Source organism: Marinifilum sp. D714 (genome assembly GCF_030851345.1).
Taxonomy (GTDB): Bacteria; Bacteroidota; Bacteroidia; order Bacteroidales; family Marinifilaceae; genus Marinifilum.
The window spans coordinates 35,613-51,155 of the sequence record NZ_JALPNU010000027.1 but is presented as its reverse complement, the minus strand read 5'-3'; the positions used below and the strand labels follow the sequence as shown (position 1 = coordinate 51,155).

The 15,543-nt window shown below is 34.5% G+C and carries 12 protein-coding genes; 4 read left to right on the top strand and 8 right to left on the bottom strand.

The annotated features are described in order from the left end of the window. Window positions 1-419 precede the first annotated feature (419 nt). Window positions 420-1,226, top strand: coding sequence for a tRNA pseudouridine(38-40) synthase TruA (gene truA / locus M0051_RS17290; RefSeq protein ID WP_306742794.1), 807 nt, complete (start codon window positions 420-422; stop codon window positions 1,224-1,226). Between the two features lie 204 nt (window positions 1,227-1,430). Here truA and M0051_RS17285 read toward each other — a convergent pair whose 3' ends face one another. Both M0051_RS17285 and M0051_RS17280 read right to left on the bottom strand, forming a co-directional pair. Beyond that, window positions 1,431-3,569 (bottom strand): PAS domain S-box protein, encoded by a 2,139-nt coding sequence (locus M0051_RS17285; RefSeq protein ID WP_306742793.1) that lies wholly within the window; start codon window positions 3,567-3,569, stop codon window positions 1,431-1,433. A gap of 4 nt (window positions 3,570-3,573) precedes the next feature. Further along, the gene (locus M0051_RS17280) at window positions 3,574-4,710 is read right to left on the bottom strand and encodes an FIST signal transduction protein (RefSeq protein ID WP_306742792.1); all 1,137 of its coding nucleotides are present in this window, start codon (window positions 4,708-4,710) and stop codon (window positions 3,574-3,576) included. Window positions 4,711-4,929: 219 nt separating this feature from the next. Between M0051_RS17280 and M0051_RS17275 the strand changes: the two genes are divergently transcribed. After that, the gene (locus M0051_RS17275; RefSeq protein WP_306742791.1) at window positions 4,930-7,329 is read left to right on the top strand and encodes a penicillin-binding protein 1A; all 2,400 of its coding nucleotides are present in this window, start codon (window positions 4,930-4,932) and stop codon (window positions 7,327-7,329) included. On the opposite strand, the gene M0051_RS17270 is transcribed toward M0051_RS17275, so the two are convergent. The 5 genes from M0051_RS17270 to M0051_RS17250 all read right to left on the bottom strand — a co-directional run bounded on the left by M0051_RS17270 (window position 7,326) and on the right by M0051_RS17250 (window position 10,403). After that, window positions 7,326-8,129 (bottom strand): CHAD domain-containing protein, encoded by an 804-nt coding sequence (locus M0051_RS17270; protein ID WP_306742790.1) that lies wholly within the window; start codon window positions 8,127-8,129, stop codon window positions 7,326-7,328. The two genes, M0051_RS17275 and M0051_RS17270, sit on opposite strands and share 4 nt — an antisense overlap. Window positions 8,130-8,303: 174 nt before the next feature. Then, entirely contained in the window at window positions 8,304-8,483 is a 180-nt protein-coding gene (locus tag M0051_RS17265; protein ID WP_306742789.1) for an Arc family DNA-binding protein, read from the bottom strand. A gap of 10 nt (window positions 8,484-8,493) precedes the next feature. Next, window positions 8,494-9,348, bottom strand: a complete 855-nt coding sequence (locus M0051_RS17260) for an SPFH domain-containing protein (protein WP_306742788.1) — start codon at window positions 9,346-9,348, stop codon at window positions 8,494-8,496. Between the two features lie 106 nt (window positions 9,349-9,454). Next, complete coding sequence (locus tag M0051_RS17255; RefSeq protein ID WP_306742787.1) at window positions 9,455-9,700, bottom strand: hypothetical protein; 246 nt, start codon at window positions 9,698-9,700, stop codon at window positions 9,455-9,457. 106 nt (window positions 9,701-9,806) lie between these two features. Further along, window positions 9,807-10,403 carry an RNA polymerase sigma factor gene (locus M0051_RS17250; protein WP_306742786.1) on the bottom strand — a complete coding sequence of 199 codons (597 nt, stop codon included), beginning with the start codon at window positions 10,401-10,403 and terminating at the stop codon, window positions 9,807-9,809. Between the two features lie 192 nt (window positions 10,404-10,595). On the opposite strand from M0051_RS17250, the gene uvrA reads away from it, so the two are divergent. Further along, window positions 10,596-13,379, top strand: a complete 2,784-nt coding sequence (gene uvrA, locus M0051_RS17245) for an excinuclease ABC subunit UvrA (RefSeq protein ID WP_306742785.1) — start codon at window positions 10,596-10,598, stop codon at window positions 13,377-13,379. Window positions 13,380-13,962: 583 nt separating this feature from the next. Then, window positions 13,963-14,484 carry a hypothetical protein gene (locus tag M0051_RS17240; RefSeq protein WP_306742784.1) on the top strand — a complete coding sequence of 174 codons (522 nt, stop codon included), beginning with the start codon at window positions 13,963-13,965 and terminating at the stop codon, window positions 14,482-14,484. Between the two features lie 37 nt (window positions 14,485-14,521). On the opposite strand, the gene M0051_RS17235 is transcribed toward M0051_RS17240, so the two are convergent. Further along, window positions 14,522-15,526 carry a dihydroorotate dehydrogenase-like protein gene (locus tag M0051_RS17235; protein ID WP_306742783.1) on the bottom strand — a complete coding sequence of 335 codons (1,005 nt, stop codon included), beginning with the start codon at window positions 15,524-15,526 and terminating at the stop codon, window positions 14,522-14,524. Window positions 15,527-15,543: the final 17 nt, after the last annotated feature.

Sequence of the window (15,543 nt, the reverse complement as noted above, 5' to 3'; positions counted from 1 at the left end):
ATAAAGCAGCAGAGCTGCGAAATATTTATAGAACTACAAATTTTTATATTTAATGAGGTGCAGCGCACCGTGATATGAATCACAATATTCTAATCACTTTTAAGTTTTATTAACTTTTATTCAATGCATTTAGCAATCTTCTACCCTACATTTGTAACATACAAAACAGAGATGTTTTTTCATAGATTAGATTTAGGTTAGTAAATAGTGGTTAGAGAAAATCCCGAACTTTTATAAGGTTCGGGATTTTTCTTTGGCAATATTCAGTCCTCGGCTAAAGCTGATAGAAATTACAATTAGTTTGCTATAGCCATAATCCAACACATTCAACGCTTCTCACCCTATCATTGTAATTATTCATACCTTTGTGCACGTTCAGGTTTAGCAGATCGTTAGAGTATAGAATAAATCAAGAATTCATGTCGAAATACAGGTACTTTTTTCATATCGCCTATAAAGGCAGCAATTACAGAGGCTGGCAAAAGCAAATTAATGCCACCAGTGTGCAGGAAAGCATAGAAGATGTATTAAGTAGGTTTCTGAAGGAAAAAGTACACTGCATGGGTTGTGGCAGAACCGATGCGGGGGTTCATGCATCGCAATATTACTTTCATATCGATGTGAGTCATCCAATTGAGGAGAATCTATTGTTTGCCATCAACCGAATGCTTCCGCCTGACATTTCTGTTTTCGATTTTCAGCAGGTTGAACCACAAAATCATGCTCAACATAGCGCCAATGAGCGCACTTACAATTATTTTATTCACACCAGTAAGAATCCGTATTTAAGCGATATCTCTTCGCTTTATTCTCTTGATTTGGACAGTAGCAAAATGCAGATGGCTGCCCAACTCTTGATTGGCGAAAAGGATTTTCGTGCCTTCTGCAAAACACCCGACCGACACAATCATACCATTTGTAAGGTAAGCAAAGCACAAATTTACAAAAGTACCGATTCTGGCTCTTTGAGATTCGAGATTACTGCCAATCGCTTTTTAAAAGGAATGATTCGAATCATTGTTCATCAGTTGCTCGAAGTTGGACAAGGAAAACTGAGCCTAGAGGAATTTGAGCAACAATTGCATCATAAAATCACTCCTTCCCCATTGAATTTGGCATATCCCCAGGGCTTGTACCTATCAGAAATTAAATATCCGTTTTTAGAACAGGAAAATTTATCCAATCAGTGTATCATGATGGATTTGAAGGAATGGATTCTTGTTTAGCCGAAAGCTTCAAGTTTAAAGGGTAAATTACCAAAGAAATAAGGATTTCGACAAATTGGATTTAGCTTTTGGATGTATAATTAGCTTAATTTAGGAATTCTTCCCTCTTAGGGAAGATGGCTACAGCCAGAAGGGTGTGTTTTTGATTATATTTTTCTTTCTTCACCCTTTTCCCTAAAAGGTAAAAGCCTAGAGTCTGTAACCTCAATTCGCATACTTCTCCAACTTCACATACAATTCTTCAGGATTTATTGGCTTGGTTACAAAATCAGTCATGCCTGCACTCATTACTTTGGCTCTTATTTCGTTAAAAGCAGATGCTGTGACCGCAATAATTGGTAAATTCTGATACTTTTCACCCTCCAGTTTTCGAATGTTTTCAGAAGCATCATAACCATCCATTTCTGGCATTTGCAAGTCCATAAGTACCATATCATAGTCGGCTTCCTGTACTTTATCCAATGCTATTTTACCATTCTTGGCAACATCGTATGTAACATCCCATTTTTTAAGGAATTGCTTAATAATTAGCACATTCATTGGATTGTCTTCTGCCACCAAAACATGTATCCCTTTCAACTTTTCACCACCTGTAAAATGTTCGTCGGAAAAACTAAGTTTAGATTTGCATTTCAAACTAATTTTTAAATCAACATTCACAAAGAAAGAGGTTCCCTTTCCTGCTTCACTTTCCACATCAATACTACCATTCATCAGCTCCACCAACTTACCAGTAATGGCTAAGCCTAATCCGGTTCCACCATACAATCGGGTGGTGTTTGAATCTGCCTGCGAGAATGATTCGAAAATCTGATCTTTTTTATCCACAGGAATACCAATTCCAGTATCGTTAATTTCAAACTGAATGTTCACTTTATCCTTCGAACTTCCCTTAAAATCAACCCTTAAAAGAACTCTACCCTCATCTGTAAATTTTATGGCATTACAGCACAAATTGGTAATAATTTGAGATAACCTGGTAGGATCGCCATTAAGATGTGCGGGAATTTTTGGATCAATTTCAATAAGAAAATCCAAGTCTTTTTCTTTTGCCTTTATAAAAAATCCAGCAGTAATATTATTGATAAAATTTCTAAAATTAAAGTCCACATTCTCCAATTCAATCTTACCTGCTTCAATTTTACTAAAATCCAAAATGTCATTTATCAATGTCATTAAGTTATCAGCCGATAATTTTAAAATGTTCAGATTAGTTAACTGATCTTCTCTAGGCTCATTTTCAGATAACAAATGTGTAACGCCAATTACAGCATTCATTGGGGTGCGTATTTCGTGCGACATGGTAGAAAGAAACTGTGCCTTGGCTTTTGTAGCTTCTTCTGCTTTTTCTTTGGCAGCAATCAATTCCGATTCTACTCTTTTTCGTTCCGACAAGTCGTTAAGCACAACAAAATGAATATTACCATCGGCCAACTGTACGGGATTCAAAATTACTTCCACAGGAAATTCCATTCCATCCTCCTTAATATGAATCCAATCGAACTTGTTAAAGCCCTTTTCTCTGGCTTGACGAATAGAATCTATTGCTTTATCAGATGATTTAATGCCATCGGGCTGGAATTCCGGAGAAAAATCTTTTACAAATTTACCGATGAAATTTCTTCGCTCTTTCACTCCAAAAAGATCCAAACAAGCCTGGTTGCAATCTAAAAATCTCGAATCTTTAATAATCAAGTATGCTACTGATGATTTTTCAAATATCATTCTGAATTTTTCAGTAGTTAAGTTTTTCTCCTCTTCTAAAATTTTGCGCTCCGAAATGTCTTTTATAAATCCTGATACCCCCGTTACTTTACCTTCTTCTCCTATGATTAGTCGTTCTTCTATTTTGCACCACTTGTAACTTCCCGATTTGGTAACAAAACGCAGCTCAAAATCATTATTTTTCTCCTTATTCTCTAGTAAGAATCGAAGCTTTAGTTTGCACAATTCAATATCATCTGGGTGAACAAACTCAAATACATTTGTACCAATACTCGACCACAAATCAAAACCTGTCATTTTCGTCCAGGCTGGATTTAAATACACCCATTCTCCTTTGATATTAGCTTGGAAAATCACCTCATTAATATTTTCAACAATAGACTCCAATCTTGAGCTTGTTGTTTTAACCTCTGCAGATTTTGTTTCCAGATTTTTCTTAAGCTCACTATTGACATTGAACAATTCTTGCGAACTTTTTTCCAGAATATTTTCAATTTGTTTGATATCAGAATCAAAGTCAACATATGCATCATTAATCACATCAAGAAAATCTTTGAATTTTTCTTGCTCCTCTTCTGATAAATATTTTCTGATTTGTCTTTTAAGTAGTCGATGCATTGCTTTATTTTTCAGAAATTGTAGTAATAGTCATGGTTTGATTGTGCAACTTACACGGAGTGTTTTTGCGAAATGGAGAAATTTCTCCGTAAGAGTAAAATCCTGTAATGCACACGTCATTACCAATCACATCCGACACAGCTTCTACCTCCTCTTCAATCAACTGCTTTAAAACTAATTTTCGGCCAACACAACTAATCAAAATGGCTATTTCAGCTCTATCCTTTGGTAATATTTCGGTAGTGGTTATGGCAGAGTTTTCTGCTCCATTTATTAATCTGTCCACATTGGCTTTCATCAACCTCACATAAGCACCCTCGGGTAAACAGCCAGCAAAAGTCATTGATTGATCTTGTTCGTTCACCCCAAGAATGGTGCGAACCACTGGTTCCTGAATGCCATCCTCACGTAAACTTAAAGGAAATAATAAACCCGATGCTGGCAATCCTTCTGCTTTATCACCCAAAAACTGTTTGTAAAGCTGTAAGGCTGGTTTTCTATCCAATTCGTACAATACATTTCCTTTCGATTTGGTTACCAACCTTTCCAACCCAAAACTATCCCATCCTCCATTTGAACCATAGCCTACGGAAATCTTTTCGCCATAAAAACCTAAAGCAGCAATACAATTGGACACTGGATTACCTGATTTATCATACACAACCGTTTCGTTGAAATCATTACCGTCACCCGCTAGTCCACCGGTTACCGTAACATTAGCAGGCAGCTTATTTTCTATCCCATTAACCAACTCGGCACCATTAATATTCAAACCATCAGAAAGAATCATAACATGCTTTAAACCGTCCTTATCCAGTTTGTCCAGTAATTTAGCTCCTAGCAGTTTATTATCCACCCCCTCTTCAATTTGTATGGATTCCAACTTTACCTTCGAATTTTCAAATTCAATTGCAGTAATTACCACTGAATCATCCACCACTTCGGTTCCAGAGATTTCACCAGCCGAAGAACAACCAAATAAAACTGCTTCCGGATAATGGTTCTTTAATGCTAATGTGAGTGTCTCATCCAACATTAACTTTCGATATCCAAAAACAAATATCAGATCTGCTTTAACACGCAAATTATTAATATTTGGCAACTCATCAATTGAATTAATTCTCAGCTTGTCAATTTTCATGCTATAGGTGTAAATAAGTAGTAGAACTCCACTTAATGGTGAATTTTATATTATTCGTCAACATTTTAATACGATTCACAGCAAAGTATGTTACATAAGTTAATTAAAAAATTAGATTTTATCACTATTTTTGAACTTTCAGTAAGTAATGTTTTACAATGAGATATAATCTTTATTGTGAATATTCGTTGAATAATAGTAGCATCAAGAATTTTAAGTATGGCAAAAACAAAAAAAACGACAAGCAGAAAAACGAATTCCAAGAGAAGAACTTCTTCTAAAAGAAAAACAAAAAAAAGAAGTTTTAAATCTCACATCATTCGATTGGGTTTACTAGCAATAGCATGTGCCGTAGTTGGGCTTGGATTACTGTTTTCAACCGTATACCTTGGGTTATGGGGGAAATTGCCAGATTATTACACATTGCGAAACATTAAAAATGCAGATGCCTCCGAAATCTACTCTGAAGATGGTGCAATTTTGGGTAGAGTTTATGCTGAAAACAGAACCAATGTTAGTTTTAAGGATATTTCGCCCAATGTGATTAACTCATTAATTGCTACCGAAGATGCTCGTTTTTACGAACATCAAGGTGTTGATCAAAGAAGTATGCTTCGGGTTTTGGTAAAATCTTTGATTATGGGAGATCGTAGCTCAGGTGGAGGAAGTACCTTGAGTCAACAGCTTGCAAAAAATCTATATCCTAGAAAAAACTATGGTGCCATAAGCATGCCTATCAATAAGATCAGAGAAGCCATAACTGCATCGAGATTGGAAAAAATATACTCCAAAAAAGAAATCTTACAACTATACCTGAATACAGTTTCCTTTGGAGAAAATGTATTTGGAATTGAAAGTGCATCCAGACAATTTTTTAGCAAACCAGCTTCCGCTTTAAAAACTCATGAATGTGCAGTATTAATCGGAATGCTTAAAGCACCAACCTATTACAATCCACGATTACATCCTGAAAGATCAAAACAAAGACGAAATGTTGTATTGAATCAAATGTCAAAATATGAATACATTTCAGAAGCAAAAGCAAAGCAACTGAAAGCTTTACCATTGGGATTAAGATATAATAATCAGGCTTCGAAAAATGGCTTGGCTCCTTATTTAAGAGAAAAAATTAGAATTGAAGCGAATAAAATTTTAGCAGATTACCCTAAGGAAGATGGAAGTTATTTTGACATCTACAGAGATGGTTTAAAGATTACTACAACTCTAGATTCCAAACTACAGGCATATGCCGAACAATCGGTAGGTGAACATTTAAAGCGACTTCAAAATTTGTTTTACAAGCATTGGAGAAGCTCTAAACCTTGGGACAATAAAAAGGACATTCTTACCGATGCAAAACGTCGATCGGATCGATACAAGAAGTTGAAAAAATCCGGAAAAACGGAAAAGGAAATCAACAAGATTTTCAATGAAAAAGTAGACATGAAAATTTTCACCTGGTCTGGTGAAAAGGATGTAAACATGTCGCCTAACGATTCAATTAAACACTACGTTCAACTTTTAAATACAGGTTTTTTGGCTATGGAGCCACATTCAGGAAAAATAAAAGCCTGGGTTGGAGGAATCGATTTTAATCATTTTAAATACGATCATGTTACTGCAAAAAGACAAGTCGGGTCTGTATTTAAACCTGTAGTTTTCTCTGCTGCTCTGGAAGAAGGAGTATCTCCTTTTGAATATTTACCTAACGAAAGAAAGATTTACGAAGAATACGATAATTGGTCGCCTAGAAATGCCGACAACAAATACGAGGGCAGCTACAGTATGGAAGGTGCTTTGGCTGAATCAGTAAATACCATTGCTGTAGATGTACTTTTGCAAACCGGCATTCGGGATGCGATTGTTCTGGCCGAAGAAATGGGAGTCGATAGCAACTTGCCTAAAGTTCCTTCGCTTGCATTGGGTACAGCAAACATTTCCTTATTCGAAATGATTCAAGTATATGCCACCTTAGCCAACCGTGGTGTACATGTTGATCCTTATTACCTGGTAAAAATTGAGGATAAAAATGGAAATTTAATTGCTGATTTATCTAAACAAAGAGATGAAAATAGATTTGTGTTATCTCCTCAGAATGCAGATATCATCAATCACATGCTGCAAGCTGTTGTAAACAGTGGAACCGGCAAATCACTTCGAAATGTATATAAATTGGAAGGCGATTTGGCTGGAAAAACAGGAACTACAAATTCACATGCCGACGGATGGTATATTGGTTACAATTCCAATTTGGTAGCTGGCGCCTGGGTTGGAGCCGATGATATGCGTGTACATTTCCGCTCCTTAACTTTAGGCCAAGGAGCAAGTATGGCCTTGCCTATTTATGGCAAATTCATGCATAAACTAAGTCGTGATCGGAAATTCTCGAACTATAGTTATGCCTCAATTCGCAAACCTGATAATGATATTCTTGCACAATTAAGCATCCCCCACTATATGCCTAAAGATACAGGGTTTCTTAAGAATATTTTTGGCGTTAAAGCGAAGGATCGCGATAAATTAATGGAACGAAAAGCCCGAAGAGCAAAGAGAAAAGCAGAGAAAAAATCAATTTACCAAAGAATAAAGAATATTTTTAAAAAGAAAAACAAAGACTAATGCTTTAAAAAATTGGTCAGCATTTGTTGTTTGAATTCTTTATTATAAGTATTCTTTTCGCTTCTGTTTTTATTCTTTATTTCACGAACCAATGATTTGAATTCTGGATCTGGAGCAAAGCTTTGAATTTTAGCTAATTTCTTATCCAGAACATCTCGGTCGTGCCAGTTACCAAGGGTAGACTCAGTTTCATTCACAATATTATATTCTCTTTCTAAATCTTCAGAACTTTCTACAGCAATTAATAATTGTAGTAAGGATTTAATGATTTTGAAAAACTTACGAATTTCGTGATAATTCTCCTCTCCTCTCGAAGAGGCCCATAATTTGTATATCAAATCTAACTCATCAAGAATGATTTTATCAGCCTTTTCTCTTAATTCTGAAGCAGATATTCCATCCAAAACTTGATAAAGCTTTTCCATTCGTTTTTTAAATTTATCAAGCTTGAACTTATCCAACACATTAATAAAATCATTCGATATATTCGACTGATTTTCTTTTAAAATCTGAACTACTTTTTCCTGGTTCTTCACATTGTGCTGTAAGACTAAACTTTTACAAACCTGAACAGTCCTTAAACGACCTGAATATTTAAATACAGGTCTTAATTGTTTTAACAGTTTTCCGATGATAACCGTATCCAAGTGCAGAGCTTCTACTAGCAAAAGCAAACTTCTCATATATTTAATGTCAACACGTAACCTGTGTACATTATCCTCATTCAGACTTTTAGCCTCTGTCAGATGCAATAAAAATGCATCAAATCTTTTTTTGTAAAACGTGCTTAATTTATTCATATCTATAGTATAAGTCCCCTATCATTTATATACAAGATACACAAAATCAAAAAATTAGTAAAATGAAATTTGAGCAAGCACTTTTTGTTTAATTTAAAATAATATTCTTAAATGGATACAAATACAAAAAGACCACCTAATATTAGATGGTCTTTGCATAACTGAATTAACTATTTACTCAGAGTGGTCATCACTCTTTTTTTCATCTTTCAACCGACCTGCTTCTTTAAGAGCTTTATTTAAAATCCATTCTATTTGACCGTTAGTGCTGCGAAAATCATCAACGGCCCATTTCTCCAACTTCTTAAACATCTCCGGACTCAAACGCAGAACAAATGATTTCTTTTTAGTCATATTTTATTTATTATTGATACAAGCTACCAGTGTTTAATACTGGCGTTGCATCTTTATCTGAACAAAGCACAACCATTAAATTACTTACCATGGTAGCTTTTTTATCTTCATCCAAATCTACTATATCTTTATCAGCAAGTTCTTCCAATGCCATTTCCACCATACTTACAGCTCCTTCAACAATTTTAAATCGTGCTGCTACCACTGCCGTGGCTTGCTGTCTTCTTAACATGGCCCCTGCAATTTCGGAAGCATAAGCCAAATAATTGATTCTCGCCTCCATAACCTCAATTCCAGCAATTGCCAATCGTTCCGTTAACTCTTGCTCCAACAATTCACTTACTTCATTTCCCCCAGATCTTAAAGTTATTTCAGCCTTCTCATCTTCAAAGTTATCGTAAGGATATACACCTGCCATATGTCGAATTGCCGCTTCAGATTGAATGGAAACAAAATTTTCGTAATTGTTCACATCAAAAGCAGCCTTATAAGTATCCTTAACTCTCCAGACCAATACAACTCCGATCATAATAGGATTACCTATTTTATCATTTACCTTAAGCGGATCGCTATCGAGATTTCTTGCACGCAAAGATATCTTCTTTTTTACAAACAATGGATTTACCCAGAAAAATCCATTATTTAAAATCGTTCCCTTATAAGCTCCAAAAAGAACCAACACAGCAGATTGATTTGGATTAACGACAGTAAATCCCGGCAGACAGATCATCAATACGAAGATGAGTAACATAAAAATGGGGTTACGTAAAAATACAGTACCCAAAATTCCTCCTGCCAGAAGAAGAAGACATACAAATAACATTGCAAAACCCGAAATGGCCGTAAAACTTTGTTCTTGTTTCATATTTGAATCTTTTTGATATTGTTTTGATATCAATTTACAATTATTTTAAGAATTACCAAAACAAGACCCACAAAAAAAATCGGAACGATTATCGTTCCGATTTTTTTTAATTCAACATCAACTCCCTTATATCGGTTAGTTTAAGGTCAACATTAACCGTTGATCGATTAAATGTTTTTATACGTTCTACTAATTCTCCTGATGCTTTCACTTTAAATTCATCGAGCAAATTGTATAAATCTGATGAATCAAACAGGTTTAAATCTGAAATTCTTTCAAGTAAAGTAAGCATCTCTTCAGGTGAAAATAAAACATCATGTTGTAACAAAGCGTAAATTTCATTCATAGGCATAATTGGCTAATTTATTTTATTCTAAAACGCCTATGATTTTCATTTAGTATTCCAAAAACGAAAAAAGCCGGAAAATATTTCCGGCCTACTAAAATCAAATAAAAAACTAATGAAAAGTTAAAGTCATATTTCTCTCTTCGATAATCTTTCTCATATTAATTAATGCATATCGCATTCTACCCAATGCAGTATTAATACTAACATCGGTTTGTTCAGCAATATCCTTAAAACTTAATCCTTTATAGTGTCTAAGAATTACAACTTCTCTTTGATCCTCGGGCAGCTCTTGAACCAACTCTCTTATGTCATCATGTATTTGATCACGAATTAAATCATCTTCGCAATTGCCTTCACAATACTTATTGGAATTAAATATATCCAATTCATAATCGTCCTTCGAGAAGGTATTACTTTGTTTCTCTCGTCTGAAATGATCAATGATTAAATTGTGCGCAATGCGCAAAACCCAAGCTAGAAATTTACCATTGTCTTGATATTTGCCTAAACGCAGCGATCGGATCACTTTTATAAAAGTGTCCTGAAAAATGTCCTCGGTAAGCTGATGATTTTTTACGATCAGATAGATATAGGTATAAATTCTATCCTTATGACGATTGATTAATTTATCAATGCATTCATGGTTACCATCCATATACTGCTTCACGAGATCATAATCGGTAGGATTATTTTGTCTCAAATTCACAACTATTTATTTTTTAAACAGCGTAAAAGTTTTTCTATAAGCAGTATCTCCTTTTTTGGGGTTTATAAATTGGTAACAGTTTGCAATAAACTAATTTTTCCTGAGATTTGAAAATCTTTAGAAGTTAAATAACTTTGGAAATTCGTTTTCATGATATAAATTCAACTCCTCATAGAAGCAGATTAAAGACAGATGGCAGAGAAATTTTCAGAAGATTTTATTCATATAAAAGGTGCAAGAGTTCACAATCTAAAGAACATTGACTTAAAGATTCCTCGGAATCAATTGATTGTGATTACAGGACTTTCAGGATCGGGAAAGTCATCACTTGCATTTGATACTTTGTACGCCGAAGGCCAAAGAAGATATGTGGAAAGTTTATCAGCTTACGCACGTCAGTTTCTTGGGAGAATAGATAAACCTGAGGTAGATTTTATAAAAGGAATTCCACCAGCAATTGCTATTGAGCAAAAAGTGAACACTAGGAATCCTAGATCCACGGTTGGAACATCTACTGAAATTTACGATTATTTAAAATTACTTTTTGCAAGAATTGGTAAAACATATTCACCAATTTCAAATACTTTAGTAAAACGCCATACAGTTAGCGATGCTGTAAAGTTTATTCTGAAGCAAAAAGAGGATTTGCCAGTTATGATTTTAGCAGAAATGCTAAATGGTGACAGAAGCAAAAAAGAACAGCTGGAAGTACTTTCGAAGCAAGGATTTTCGCGCATTGAAATTGATGGTAAAATTCACAAAATTTTCGATGCCTTAGAAGCTCCTGAAATCATTCCTGCAGACAAACCAATTCATATTGTCATCGATAGAATTCGTGTCTCTTCTGATGAAGATACACAGAATAGAATAGCCGATTCGTTACAGACTGCGTTTTACGAAGGAAAAGGTGAATGCCTGGTCATGATTGAAGGAAAAACCTACTCTTTTTCGAATCGATTTGAAGCTGACGGAATAGAATTTGAAGATCCTAATGTTCATACTTTTAGTTTTAACAACCCAGTTGGTGCTTGTCCAAAATGTGAAGGTTTTGGAAAAGTAATTGGGATTGATGAAGACCTTGTAATTCCTAACAAAACGGTGAGTATTTACGATGATGCAGTTGTTTGTTGGAAAGGAGAAAAAATGCAAGAATGGAAAAATCAATTGATTTATGCTGCTGATAAATTTGATTTCCCAATTCACCGACCATATTTTGAATTGAGTGAGGAACAAAAGCTTCTATTGTGGACCGGAAACAAACACTTTAAAGGATTGAATGCATTTTTCAAATATCTGGAATCTAAGCAATATAAAATTCAATATCGTGTAATGTTATCGAGATATAGAGGTAAAACCACTTGTCCCGATTGTAGAGGTACTCGATTAAAAAAAGAAGCTGGCTACATTAAAATTAATGGGAAAAATATTCAGGATTTGGTGCTAATGCCAATCACGGAACTAAATAGCTTCTTTCAGAGTTTAGAATTAAGCAAAACCGATGAAAAAATTGCAAAAAGGCTTTTGGTAGATATCAGAAACCGACTTCAATTTCTCTCCGATGTAGGTTTGGGATATCTTACCCTAAATCGTCTTTCCAGTAGCTTATCCGGTGGAGAGTCACAGAGAATCAATTTGGCAACATCATTGGGAAGTAGTCTTGTAGGATCGCTCTACATTCTTGATGAGCCAAGCATTGGTCTTCACTCGCGAGATACCGATTTATTGATTAAAGTTCTAAAACAACTCCGCGATTTAGGAAATACAGTTATTGTGGTTGAACACGATGAAGACATTATTCTGGCTGCAGATCATGTGATTGATATTGGCCCACATGCTGGTAGACTTGGCGGTGAAGTTGTTTTCCAAGGTGACCTGAATGCCTTAAAAAAATCAAACGAAAGTTTAACATCACAATACATCTCGCAAGAAAGAAATATTCCGGTTCCTTCGAACAGAAAAAAATGGAATAATTACATTGAAATTATTGGTGCGAGAGAAAATAACTTAAAAGGCCTTAATATCAAATTTCCACTTAATGTAATGTCTGTGATTACAGGGGTAAGTGGTTCTGGTAAATCATCATTGGTGAAAACAATTTTGTACCCGGCTCTTAAAAAACACTACGGAGGTTACTCCGATAAGAGCGGTCATTTTGATTTACTTCAAGGTGATTTGCAATTGGTGAAAAACATAGAGTTTGTCGATCAAAATCCAATTGGTAAGTCTTCACGATCGAATCCTGTTACATATTTGAAGGCATATGATGAAATCAGAAAACTATTTGCCGACCAAAAAGCTTCGCAATATGCCGGTTTTAAAGCTTCACACTTCTCTTTTAACATTGATGGTGGAAGATGTGATGAGTGTCAGGGAGAAGGTATTATAAAGGTTGAGATGCAGTTTATGGCTGACATATATCTGCAATGTGAAAGCTGTAAAGGTAGAAGGTTTAAAGATGATATTTTAGACATTCTATACAATGGAAAGAACATCCACGATGTGTTGGAAATGACCGTAAATGAAGCTACTGAATTTTTTAGTGCTTCAAAAGGAAATATCGAGAAAAAAATAGCACAACGTCTAAAGCCGTTAGTTGATGTTGGTCTAGGATACGTTAAATTAGGTCAATCATCAAGCACATTAAGTGGCGGAGAAAGCCAAAGGGTAAAATTGGCTTCATTCCTTGCCAAAGAAAAAGCAGAACCTTGTCTTTTCATTTTCGATGAACCAACAACAGGACTGCATTTTCATGATATCCATAAATTGATGGATGCATTTAATGCTCTAATTGCAAGAGGACATACTTTGATTATTATTGAGCACAATATGGAGATTATTAAGAGTGCTGATTGGTTAATTGATCTTGGTCCAGAAGGAGGAAACAATGGAGGAAAAATTGTTTTTGAGGGCACTCCTGAAGATGCAGCTAAATGCAAACAATCCTATACAGGAAAATATTTAAAAGAAAAGTTATAGAAGAAAGGCTCCTAATTAAGGAGCCTTTCTAGGATCTTATTACTACATTTCAAATCCAAAAAGTACGACAACAAAACCATTTATATTTTTTTCGAATTCTTCATTTTCATGTACAAACTTCATTGAGACAATTAAGGCTTGTAACTCATCCAGTTCAAAATTGTTTCTTTATTGTATCCACCGACCTTATTATCAAATAGCACCTCAAAATTGGAATTTAGAAGCTGAAATTGAATTGGTGGCAGAAAGTCATCTTTACTAACTACCACTCTATATTTTTGCCCACTAAAAAATACCTCATGAAGTTCAACATTTTCTAGATTTAAAACAATTCCATCATATTTAAAATATTCCAATAAAGACTTACACTTTCTATAAAAATGCAATAACGAGTTTAAATTTATAGTCTCAATTAAATACAGTTTTTTCTCTTGTAAAAATGAACCTCTATGACTTTTAAAACCAATAAACACCATACTGATACAAGAAATAAGTTTAGTTATTGTTAAGTAAGGTAATTTTTATCAAACTCTACTAATCATCGCTTATTTTATTAATTTTGCAAAATACAAATGGAAACAAAATGACGGATAAAGCAAAAAAAGCATTACACGATAAATTAGTATCAGAACTTCAGTCTTCTGATTCTAAAACTGTTACAAAATCGATTAATCAATTAAGAGAAGAAGGACAATTAGAAGATATTGTTATTCTGTTTGATTTATTGGTAAAAAATAAGGATGAAGAGGTTAAAAGTACTATTTGGAAGTTTTTAGCCGACATTAAGGACAAAAAAGTGGATTTAATTTTAATTGACGCAATTCTTAATGAAAAATACAAATCAATTCAGAAGGAATTAACTGGTATATGTTGGCAATCAAGCATTGATTTTACCAAACATGTAAGTGTGTTTACCGATTTATTGATCAAATCTGATTTTGAAACTGCATTTGAAGCCTTTACAGTAATCGAAAACTTCAATGAAAAAATTGAAGCGGATAAAAGAGTTGAAGAACAAGATAAATTAAAGGATGCAATTCCAAGTGCACCTGAAGAAATTAAAGGAATGATTCATGAATGTATTCACATTCTCGATCAATTTTAAAAAGAAAGGCTGAATCAAATGATTCAGCCTTTTTATATTAGATCATTACATCTTTTTCATTATTCGAAAAGTATTTCATGAATTGTGCTCTTTCGTAAAGTGCAGAATCAGGAATGTTTCCATAGCTTAATTTACCTCTGAATTCGTCAATTGATTTGAATTCTTTTTTCGTCATCCAAGCCGAAATTTCTTCCAAAATTTTGGTTACCTGATCAAATCCATGTTCATAAACTGTAGAACAAATTTGAACTGTTTTTGCTCCTGCCAACAATTGCTTGATCGCAGCCTCACCACTGTGAATACCTGTTGAAGCAGAAATATCAATACCTTTTATTTTATCAGATAACATTCCTACCCAACGTAAAGATCTTCGAATATCACTTGCATTACTTAACACTTCAGCACTAGTAATCTTCAAATCTTCAATATCAATGTCTGGTTCGTAGAATCTATTAAACAAAACAACAGAATCAGCTCCATCAGCATTTAATCGGTTTGTTACAGAAAACAAGTTTGTAAAATAAATACCCAATTTCATTGAAATAGGAATATTCACTTCTTTCTTGACAGCGTTAAAAATATCGTAATAAAGTTGTTCATACGCGGTAGCACTCATGTTTCTATCGTTTGGAACAATAAACGCATTCAGCTCAATAGCATCAGCACCAGCTTTTTCGATCTCTTTTGCAAAGTGAGTCCAATCCGATGACGATACACAGTTAATACTAGCAATAATAGGAATCGAAACTGCTTCTTTTGCCTCCTTAATTAATGTCAAATAATTTGAAACCGAGTTACCCTTGATGTAATTTTGGATATAGTCCTCAGCTTCAGGATATCCAACATTTGTAGGATCTTTACTAATAAGATGGCGGGCTTCGTTAGTGATTTGCTCTTCAAATAAAGATTTTAATACAACAGCACCAGCTCCCTTTTCTTCGATAATCTTAATCTTTCTTACCGAATTGGTTAAACCAGAACTACTAACAATTACAGGATTCTTTAAAGGCAATCCCATATAAGTGGTTTCAAGATTTATCATAGTATTTTGATTTTATT

Excerpts from the sequence above, each read along its gene's own strand:
- M0051_RS17255 (WP_306742787.1), bottom strand. The coding sequence starts at position 9,700 with ATGCCTATGAATGAAATTTACGCTTTGTTACAACATGATGTTTTATTT.
- M0051_RS17270 (WP_306742790.1), bottom strand. The coding sequence starts at position 8,129 with ATGAATAAATTAAGCACGTTTTACAAAAAAAGATTTGATGCATTTTTA.
- M0051_RS17235 (WP_306742783.1), bottom strand. The coding sequence starts at position 15,526 with ATGATAAATCTTGAAACCACTTATATGGGATTGCCTTTAAAGAATCCT.
- uvrA (WP_306742785.1), top strand. The coding sequence starts at position 10,596 with ATGGCAGAGAAATTTTCAGAAGATTTTATTCATATAAAAGGTGCAAGA.
- M0051_RS17240 (WP_306742784.1), top strand. The coding sequence starts at position 13,963 with ATGACGGATAAAGCAAAAAAAGCATTACACGATAAATTAGTATCAGAA.
- M0051_RS17260 (WP_306742788.1), bottom strand. The coding sequence starts at position 9,348 with ATGAAACAAGAACAAAGTTTTACGGCCATTTCGGGTTTTGCAATGTTA.
- M0051_RS17285 (WP_306742793.1), bottom strand. The coding sequence starts at position 3,569 with ATGCATCGACTACTTAAAAGACAAATCAGAAAATATTTATCAGAAGAG.
- M0051_RS17265 (WP_306742789.1), bottom strand. The coding sequence starts at position 8,483 with ATGACTAAAAAGAAATCATTTGTTCTGCGTTTGAGTCCGGAGATGTTT.
- M0051_RS17275 (WP_306742791.1), top strand. The coding sequence starts at position 4,930 with ATGGCAAAAACAAAAAAAACGACAAGCAGAAAAACGAATTCCAAGAGA.
- truA (WP_306742794.1), top strand. The coding sequence starts at position 420 with ATGTCGAAATACAGGTACTTTTTTCATATCGCCTATAAAGGCAGCAAT.
- M0051_RS17280 (WP_306742792.1), bottom strand. The coding sequence starts at position 4,710 with ATGAAAATTGACAAGCTGAGAATTAATTCAATTGATGAGTTGCCAAAT.